Origin of the sequence: Microcoleus sp., assembly GCF_041354475.1 — a bacterium.
GTDB lineage: Bacteria > Cyanobacteriota > Cyanobacteriia > Cyanobacteriales > Microcoleaceae > Microcoleus.
In genome coordinates this window covers 43,448-52,248 of record NZ_JBGJZU010000045.1, presented here as the reverse complement: position 1 = coordinate 52,248, position 8,801 = coordinate 43,448, and the positions used below count along the sequence as shown (strand labels likewise).

Sequence of the window (8,801 nt, the reverse complement as noted above, 5' to 3'; positions counted from 1 at the left end):
GATGGGGGAAGGGGGACGAAAGATCGGACTCTTATCCCCCCCTTCTTAAGGGGGGCTAGGGGGGATCTAGATTTAATAGTCAAACAGCAGTCTGTGGCTACCTTTGACCTTAAGTTGACACCAATGCTACCCCCCCAACCCCCCCCGAACTCGCGGGGGGGCTTTGAACTACATCTGTAAGAACTTTATGAAAATGGTATAATATAGCCTTTCTCAGTTAGGTGGGTAATGGGTAATGGTTGCAAACTACAAACTGCTAAAAATGACTTGTAAATTAATGATTAATGACCAATTACCAATTACCCATTACCTAAGATTTAGGCAGTGTCTCATACCAATTTTAAAAAAGAATGCAACAGTAGTCTTCTCCCTCCCCTTTGTAAGGGGGGGTTAGGGCAGGGCTGTTTCATTCTCAAACAAATCATCGTTTTGTAGGGGTAGTGGATGGTGCGTGCCTACCCTCCTCATCCACGATTTTGTAGTTGTTTCAGGCATCAGGGCAACCACGGGGGGATTGCCCCTACAAGAGAATGAAACAGCCCTGGGGGTTAGGGGGGGTCAAAGATTGTTGCAGGATTTTAGAGAAATGGTATAAGTCTTGGTTTAGTTATTTTAACCAAATTCATGATGAGGCAAAAATGAACTGTTTTGATGAACCAATGTTGGGAGAAGAGAGTGTTAAATACTGCATCAATCCTAGGTGCAAACATCGTCAAAACCCTGATGGCTTGGATAATTGTCTTGCTTGCAACACCTCATTGTTAATCAACAATCGCTATCGAGCGGTGAGAAAGCTACAACATGGAAGCGATAGCACCGAAATTTTTGAATTACAAGACTTGGAAGATGGCGAGTATGGTTGCTATATTCCCAAAATTTTGAAAGTGCTAACCCACAATAGCGATCCCAATGTAATTCGCTTGTTTCAGGAAGAAGAAATGATATTACGGTATCTGAAATCTCTGGCAGTACCTCAAGTTTTTCCGGGAGCGTACTTTACTTTTGAAACCAGTAATGGTAATAATCTCCACTGTTTAGCAATGGAGCAAATAGAAGGCAAAAATCTCGAACAATGGCTGAAACAAAACGGGACAATTTCTGAAGAACGAGGGATCGATTGGCTGAGACAAAGCGCTAAAATTTTAGAATCAGTTCACAGAAAAGGTTTTTTCCACCGAGACATTAAACCGAGTAATATTATGTGCCGTCCTGACGGTAGTCTAGTATTGATTGACTTTGGTACTGCCCGCCAAATAAATTCTGATACCTATATCGATAAATATGAAAATAGAGAGACTACGCTGATTTTCTCATTAGGTTATACAGCTCCAGAACAAGAAAATGGCGCTGCAATTCCCAAATCTGACTTGTTTGCTTTGGGGCGGACTTTTGTATATTTACTAACTGGGTATTGCCCAGATAATTTAGCGACAACAGCAACAGGAAAGTTAATCTGGCGAGACTTAGCAACACAAATTTCAGTAAAGTTTGCCGATTTAATAGATGAGATGATGGCCGTTGAATCTCACCGTCGCCCCCAAAATCCCAGCACGGTTTTGCAGCGTTTAGCTGAAATTGAGTGCTGTCATTTAACTGTTGCTAATTTCTTTGGTCAAGGTGGAAGTAAACTTAATTTTTTTAAGCGTTATATTAGATGGACTCGGATTAATTATCGTCTGGCTTCCCTAGGGCTAGGTGTATCGCTATCTTTTGCAATTATCGTTTTTAACTTATTTGCTCCTCAGTGGGCTGTTTCTTTGAATAATTGCGCTCATGATAATTATACAGCCGATAGGTTAGGAGATGCTCAGTTTTATCTAAATTTAGCACTTTTTTTAGAACCGAACTTGGGGGAAGCTCATTATATTCAAGGCTTGATTTTTGAAACAAATAGGGACTTTGATTCAGCGCGAAATAGCTATAAAAAATCTCTCAAAGATTTGCCTGAAAAATCCCTGAATAATTTAGCAAGGTTGGATATTTTGGAGAAACAATATTCGGCTGCTATTCCCCGATTGCAAACAGGATTGCAACTTGTTAAAGAAGTGGACTTAAAGTCCATTTTGCACAAGAATATGGGCTGGGCTTTGTTGGAATTGGGGGATTATGAACAAGCGGAAATACAACTAAATGCCGCGATCGCACTTTTGGGCGATCGGGCTGCTGCGTACTGTCTGTTGGGGCGGGTGCGAGAAGCTAAACAAGATAACAGCGGCGCATTAAGGGCTTGGCGCAACTGTCTGAGATATGCTCCCAAGGAAAAATATCAACCCGAAGTGGAAAATTGGCTGATTGAAACGAAAAAGCGCTTGGAAGTTCAGGGAATTGATGGGGTGACAATTACCCAAAAACCTTGAGAGACAAAGATTTGTATGGATCGGTCCTGGACGCACAGGAGACCAAAAACCCGGTTTCTGCCTGAATATTTGTCGAAAAAACCGACGATTTTTGGAAGAAACCGGGTTTTTTGCGTCCAGGAATATGGATTATAGACGGAAAAATCAGGGCGATAGGCTCATCTTTGCATAAAAAACTCCAAACACTCCCGATAAATAAACAGAGGGAAGCAAAACCTCAAGCTTGTTTACCCCTGTTGAAGTAGGAGTCAATTATGCAAAGGCCATTTACCGTCTTAGAAACAGCCTTGATTTCGCTGTTAGTTGCCAATTCGATCGGCACTATCTACTTAGAGCCGAAAACGAGCGCTGCTTTGGCCGCACCGGGCGATCGACTTCTCATCCCCACCACAGCCCAATGCGAATGTCCGAAAACTCCACCAGGCAAATAACAGCAATCGATCGCATAATTCTTGATTGCTGGAGCGATATACAAATAGCAGCGGAAAAAGGCGCTGCTATCCACCCGAAAATCTACTATAAATTAGGAACCCGAAACTCATGGCTACCACCCTTGCTTTTATTGCCCACTGTCTGGAACAACGCGGCCGGAAATACAATTTCGATGCTGATAAATGTCGGATTATTACTGGTGTCAAAGCTGAAAATATCGATGATTTTGGCATCTGCATCCAGCTTAGCGAAAATGGCGAATTTCTGCAATTTGTTGCGCCACAATTGCTGGCGGTGAAAGATTGCCTTCATAAGGGTGTCCTGTTTCAAACTATGCTAGCTATTAGTTGGGAAGTCAAGATGCTGCGGTTTGAATATGACCCTACAGATGGCGAAGTTCGCGCTTCTATTGAGTTGCCGATCGAGGATTCTCAGTTAACGGAACGTTTGTTTAATCGGTGTTTGAGTGGTTTGATTGAGTTGGTAGACTCGATCGCCATGCCTAGATTAAATGCAGTGTTAGCCACGGGAGTCGATCCGGGGCCCAAAAGCTTAGCCGCACATTGGTTAGATGGGATGCCAGATGAATTGTTGAATTTGCTGGGAGAGGCGATCGCCCATCGCCGGCAACACGATACTTAGGGCTTGTTTTCTGCCATTTCCCGTTAAATTCGATCCCCCTAAATCCCCCTTAAGAAGGGGGACTTTGAAGAAGTCTCAACCCCTTGAAAAGGCGGACTTTAAGACTCTTGCTCCCCCCTTTTTAAGGGGGGCTGGGGGGGATCTCTTTTGACTAAGGACAACTGTCAACTTTCAACTATGAGGGCGATCGCGGGGGCATCGCCCCTACCAACTGTCAACTACTGAGGATTGTGAAAAATGGCTAATTCGATCGCACTTCGCCGCCCACCTGTTAGCGCCCATTCTGAGGGCGTGAGACTGTCAGAAAATGAATTTTGGGGTAAAAAGTTGTTGCGGGCGATCGACTCCCAGCAGCTCAAAATCGCGGAACAGACGGCATTTTGGGGAACTATGGCCGCAGCGGCGATCGCGGCGGTTTCCCAACAGACAATGGTTGCAATTCCCCTATCTTTGTGCTGCGGGTTGAGTGTAATTAACCGCCGCCGTTTTGAGGAAGTTTTGCAGCAGCGTTTGGCGGCTGCGACAGCAGAAATAGCGGCGGTTAGCACAAGGGAAAATCGGCTGGATGCGATCGCGATCGGTTCGATTCAGGAACGAATTTTGACTTTGGAGAAAGCACAGTTGCAGGGGCAAATTACGCAATTGCAACAGTGGGTAACTGATTTGGACGATCGCGCGGATGAATTGGGCGATCGAACTCAGAAACTCGATGAAATGCAGCAGCAACTAGCCGCACTCAAACGGTTAACATCCGTACCGGCAAAAACAGGTCGCGGGCGAGTTGCCATATTTATTGATGGCGCTAACCTGTTTTATGCGATCGGGGAATTGGGAATCAGAATTGATTATACCAAATTCCTCAAATATTTAGTAGGAGACGATACTTTATTTCGGGCTATTTACTATACTGGAGTAGAAGCTGCGGATGAGAAACAGCGGGGCTTTTTGTTGTGGATGCGGCATCACGGGTTCCGGGTAGTGTCTAAGCCGGTGTTGCAGCGGCCGGATGGATCTAAAAAAGCTAATTTGGATGTAGAGATGGCGATGGATATTGTTAGTTTAGCTGGGCAATACGACACGGTTGTTTTGGTGGGTGGGGATGGAGATTTGGCTTGTGCGCTGGGTAAGGTAAGCGATTGCAGGGCTAGGGTGGAGGTGGTGAGTTTGCGATCGATGACGAGTGAGGCGTTGATTGATGTGGCGGATTCTTATGTAGATTTGGAGGAGATTAAGGGGAAGATTTGTAAGCAAGACTTATACAACGGGCATCGATAATATCGGTAGGACGAAGCCTACCGCAACTGGAAGGAAGGCCATGAGGAATTTGGGGGCGACTTGGGCGACGCGGCTTAAGAGAATGGGAAATGGATGAGATGGGAGGGTGTTCTCTTGGTATAATTGGGGGCATCCCTTTTTTTGCTCTGATTCACGCCCTTATGGATGATGCGTCGTTATGTCAACTGATCCGAGAAGCCTTGCACTCTCCTGAAAAGGCAGAAACACTAGCACTCGCGATCGATCATTTGCCGGAAATTAAGAGATATCTCGATAAAGGTTGGCAACCCTATTATGATGAAGCTCTCCCGGTGACAGAAAGGGATGTTAAGCGCAATATTAATAAGTTTCCTCAAAATTACCGCTTGAACTTGGAAACTACAGATTGTAAAAATCCTTCTGATGCTGGGAATGTCCGCAAAAAATTTATTAGCTGGGTAATGATGATTCTCAACCGAGATTGCTACGATGTCAAGCGTGGGCAAAAGAATCGACAAAGAACAGTGAGTCTGAGCGATCCAGCAGGTATCAATCAAGGAGGAACGATAGAAGATACCATAGCAGACCAACAAAATCTTAATAGCCTTGAAATTATTCTGGCTGAAGAAGAATTGCAAGAGAATCAAGAGCAACAAAAAGAACTGAAGCGTCTGATAGAATCATTAGTATGTCATCCAAACGGATACCCCCATTGTACTTGTTACGAACTGATTCAAAGACGTTTGTTGAAAACCCCACCTCAGCAATGGAGGGAAATAGAGACAGAATTGCAAATACCCTATGGAACTGTCACTGCTCATTGGAATAGAAAATGCAAACAACGTCTAGAAGAGATTTCAAAAAAGTCTAGTAGCAAGTAGGAAAAAACATCATGAAAAATATAGATAATTGTGAACTGACAATTCAACTCTCTAAGCAAGCTCACCAAGATGCTCATAAGTTTGCTTCTCAACAATCAACACCAGAAAAGGTCAAACAAGTTTATACAAATACTTTGGCAGTTTATGCTGTTCGTCATTTCTTGCAATGGCTGGGAATTGAAACTGATTTAAGCGCAGGCGACAGTTGGCATTCTGTTATCAGATGCTTTAATGATGTGGCTGATTTGGTAATTCCCGATTTGGGTAAACTGGAATGTCGTCCGGTTTTACCTGGACAAACTGCTATTTCTATACCACCCGAAGTCACTGAGGACAGAATTGCCTATATTGCCGTTCAATTTCAGGAACAATTAAACGAGGTGCAGTTGTTGGGATTTTATCCAGCAATAGATCCACAATCACCGCCTGAAACAATAGAAATTTCCCGTCTTCAACCAATAGAAACATTAATTGATTATATCGATCGCCTAGAATCAGCCCAGTTTTTCTTGCAAAGCGATGAAGAGGTAGCAATTCAAGTTAGGGAAAGATTAGTAGACCAGCCAATTTCAGAGATTGCTACTCAATTGGAGCGAATCTATCGCACCTATGACAAATACGAGCGACGGTATGCCGGCGGGGAGTTTTTAGCGAGTTATGTGCCTGCACACCCCGGTTTTGCCTTCAGAGGTGGTGCACCTGTTGTGGATAGAGAAGAGTCTGATGATTCACAACAAACTGAGTTGCAAGATTTAGCAGAAGAGTTGCTAGAAAAGTTAGATGAAATTTGGGGTGGAGAACCTGTAAATCAGCCAGTAGAGGTTTTGAGGCAATGGCTTGAGGGGATATTCAGGGAAGATTGGCAGCCCAAGGAAGCCGTTTTAACTACTGTTCTTAAAAGCGGAGAACAATCACAAGAGGTTAGTCGTGTTAAGTTGATTGAGTTAGGGAGTCATGTAGTAGCGTTGTTAGTTTCGGTTGGCCTAGACTCTGAAAATGAATTCAGTATTCATTTACGTTTGTATCCAGCGGGTCGTGCAATTCATCTGCCCGAAGGTCTACAACTAACTATTGTAGATGATGAATCAGGAGAGATTCTTTCACAAGACCAAGCCGAGGAAACAAATGACTCGATGAAAATCGAATTGGAGAAATGGAATCAGGGCGATCGCTTCAGTGTCAAAGTAGCGATCGACGATATCAGCATTACGGAATCTTTTGCAATTTAACTACAATTTATAGGTTAATACGAATGAGTAAGCTAGTTGTATTTGAGTTTTTAGAAGGTGACTTTGAACAAGGGTTTAGGGTCAATGTTTCTTTAGGGCAAGATGGTCTGAATCCTGCTGTTAAATTCAGAGCAAAGCTGAACCCAGCGACAGAAATACTCAAACAATATAAAGATTGGAAGGAAGTTTTTGTTCTGATCGATACTGGTAAAGACAAATCTCAAGCAGATCCGAATGGTAATTTGCGAGGTCGCAGTTCCCGAACAGTAAAACAATCAAAAACTAATTCTCGTCAGTCTGCCGATATCCTCGCAAAAAACCTCAATAATTGGCTGAGCGTAACAGATAAAGAAGTTCAAAAAATCAGCAGAGAGTTAGGCAGATATCTAAATAAAAGCGACGAAATTCGAGTAATTATTCAAACTGAAAACTTGGAATTGCAGCGCTTGCCTTGGCATTTGTGGGAAGTTTTTTCTAAAAATTTTCCTCGGACAGAAATTGCGGTTAGCTTGCCAGAGTTCCAAGAACCAGAAACTCATCCGCCTGCTAGCAAGGATCGAGTCAAAGTTTTAACTGTTATTGGAAATAGTCAGGATTTGGATACAGCCGCAGATCTGCGGGAAATAAATGCACTGCCGGGGGCTGATGTAACCACTATTGAACAGCCTACAAAGGAAAAATTAATTGAAAAGCTTGAGGAAGACAACTGGGACGTTCTCTTTTTTACAGGACATAGTAACACCAAAAAAGAAACTGGTTACTTGGATATTAATTCAACTGATAATAACATAACCATTGCTGACTTAAACGATGCTTTCACAAGTGCGATTAGTCGGGGTTTGAAGTTAGCAGTTTTTAACTCTTGCGATGGACTTGGATTAGCACGGCAACTGACAAACTTACACATTCCTCAAATCATTGTGATGCGAGAATCTGTAGAAGATAAGGTTGCACAAGACTTTTTGAAGCATTTTCTCAAAGCTTATTCTCGCGGGAGGTCTTTGTATGCTTCCGTCCGACAAGCCCGACAAAAGCTCGAAGAAAACTGGAACGAAAAATTTCCGGGTGCTAGTTGGTTGCCGGTAATTTGTCAAAATCCTGCTGAACTTCCTATGACGTGGTTTGAAATGCGTCAAGGATTTCGTTCTACAAGTCGCCGATCGCAGTTGCGGGATGATAACGAAGTGACTCTTTTAAATAAAGTTAAAGAATTCTGGATAGAAGGCTTACTAGAAAAGTCGCTACACGGCAGACTCCGCATAGAACTGGATTTAGAGGAGAGATTGGACGCGATCGCACATCCTTGGGGTATGGTATGGGAAACACCCGAACAACTGACAAGAAAATTAGACCCAGGAACTAGAATTATCGATGTCTTTGAACGCATGGGAATGGGGGGAGCGCTTTTAATTTTGGGCGAACCTGGATCAGGAAAAACTACCAGCTTGTTAGAATTTGCTGAGGATCGGATTGCTCATGCTGAACAAGATATAGATCTGCCAATTCCAGTAGTATTTAATTTATCTACTTGGAGAGGTGGGAGGCAAACCCTGTTTGATTGGCTAGTGGAAGAACTTTGGGGAAAATATAGGGTTTCTAAAGCTTTGAGCAAGGATTGGATTAGTCGTGAAAAATTGTTACCCCTTTTAGATGGTTTAGATGAAGTTCGCGAAGATCGGCGGGAGTCCTGCATTCAAGCAATTAATCAGTTTATTCAAATGTATGGAAAAACCGAAGTTGTTGTGTGCAGTCGTATTGCAGACTATCAGAGGCTCAAAACGCGCTTTAAATTTCAAGGAGCTATTTTTATAGACGATCTGAAAGAGCTACAAATAGAAGACTATCTTTGACAAGGCTGGCTCAGGTTTAACAGGATTAAAAACGGCATTAAAAACTGATGTAACACTCAAAGAATTAGCGAAGTCACCGTTAACTCTAAATGTGATGACATGGGCGTACTGGAATGATAGAGATTTGCCCAGAATGAACTCATGTGAAGAAAGACG

General features: G+C 43.1%; 7 protein-coding genes. All 7 read left to right on the top strand.

All coding sequences use genetic code 11. The annotated features are described in order from the left end of the window. Positions 1–638 precede the first annotated feature (638 nt). The 7 genes from ACBR23_RS17335 to ACBR23_RS17305 all read left to right on the top strand — a co-directional run bounded on the left by ACBR23_RS17335 (position 639) and on the right by ACBR23_RS17305 (position 8,645). Positions 639–2,357 carry a protein kinase gene (locus ACBR23_RS17335; protein ID WP_371115170.1) on the top strand — a complete coding sequence of 573 codons (1,719 nt, stop codon included), beginning with the start codon at positions 639–641 and terminating at the stop codon, positions 2,355–2,357. A 254-nt stretch (positions 2,358–2,611) separates the two neighbouring features. Next, positions 2,612–2,788: a hypothetical protein gene (locus tag ACBR23_RS17330; RefSeq protein WP_371115171.1), complete on the top strand. Its 177-nt coding sequence runs from the start codon at positions 2,612–2,614 to the stop codon at positions 2,786–2,788. A gap of 109 nt (positions 2,789–2,897) precedes the next feature. Next, positions 2,898–3,431: a hypothetical protein gene (locus ACBR23_RS17325; RefSeq protein WP_371119392.1), complete on the top strand. Its 534-nt coding sequence runs from the start codon at positions 2,898–2,900 to the stop codon at positions 3,429–3,431. A 714-nt stretch (positions 3,432–4,145) separates the two neighbouring features. Further along, complete coding sequence (locus ACBR23_RS17320) at positions 4,146–4,706, top strand: NYN domain-containing protein (RefSeq protein ID WP_371119409.1); 561 nt, start codon at positions 4,146–4,148, stop codon at positions 4,704–4,706. Between the two features lie 98 nt (positions 4,707–4,804). Further along, positions 4,805–5,566, top strand: coding sequence for a hypothetical protein (locus ACBR23_RS17315; protein WP_371119393.1), 762 nt, complete (start codon positions 4,805–4,807; stop codon positions 5,564–5,566). An 11-nt stretch (positions 5,567–5,577) separates the two neighbouring features. Next, positions 5,578–6,795: a DUF1822 family protein gene (locus ACBR23_RS17310; RefSeq protein ID WP_371119394.1), complete on the top strand. Its 1,218-nt coding sequence runs from the start codon at positions 5,578–5,580 to the stop codon at positions 6,793–6,795. A 23-nt stretch (positions 6,796–6,818) separates the two neighbouring features. Next, positions 6,819–8,645, top strand: coding sequence for a CHAT domain-containing protein (locus ACBR23_RS17305; protein ID WP_371119395.1), 1,827 nt, complete (start codon positions 6,819–6,821; stop codon positions 8,643–8,645). Positions 8,646–8,801 lie beyond the last annotated feature (156 nt).

Coding starts and splice junctions, on each gene's coding strand:
- ACBR23_RS17325 (WP_371119392.1), top strand. CDS start 2,898: ATGGCTACCACCCTTGCTTTTATTGCCCACTGTCTGGAACAACGCGGC.
- ACBR23_RS17305 (WP_371119395.1), top strand. CDS start 6,819: ATGAGTAAGCTAGTTGTATTTGAGTTTTTAGAAGGTGACTTTGAACAA.
- ACBR23_RS17320 (WP_371119409.1), top strand. CDS start 4,146: ATGCAGCAGCAACTAGCCGCACTCAAACGGTTAACATCCGTACCGGCA.
- ACBR23_RS17330 (WP_371115171.1), top strand. CDS start 2,612: ATGCAAAGGCCATTTACCGTCTTAGAAACAGCCTTGATTTCGCTGTTA.
- ACBR23_RS17335 (WP_371115170.1), top strand. CDS start 639: ATGAACTGTTTTGATGAACCAATGTTGGGAGAAGAGAGTGTTAAATAC.
- ACBR23_RS17310 (WP_371119394.1), top strand. CDS start 5,578: ATGAAAAATATAGATAATTGTGAACTGACAATTCAACTCTCTAAGCAA.
- ACBR23_RS17315 (WP_371119393.1), top strand. CDS start 4,805: ATGGGAGGGTGTTCTCTTGGTATAATTGGGGGCATCCCTTTTTTTGCT.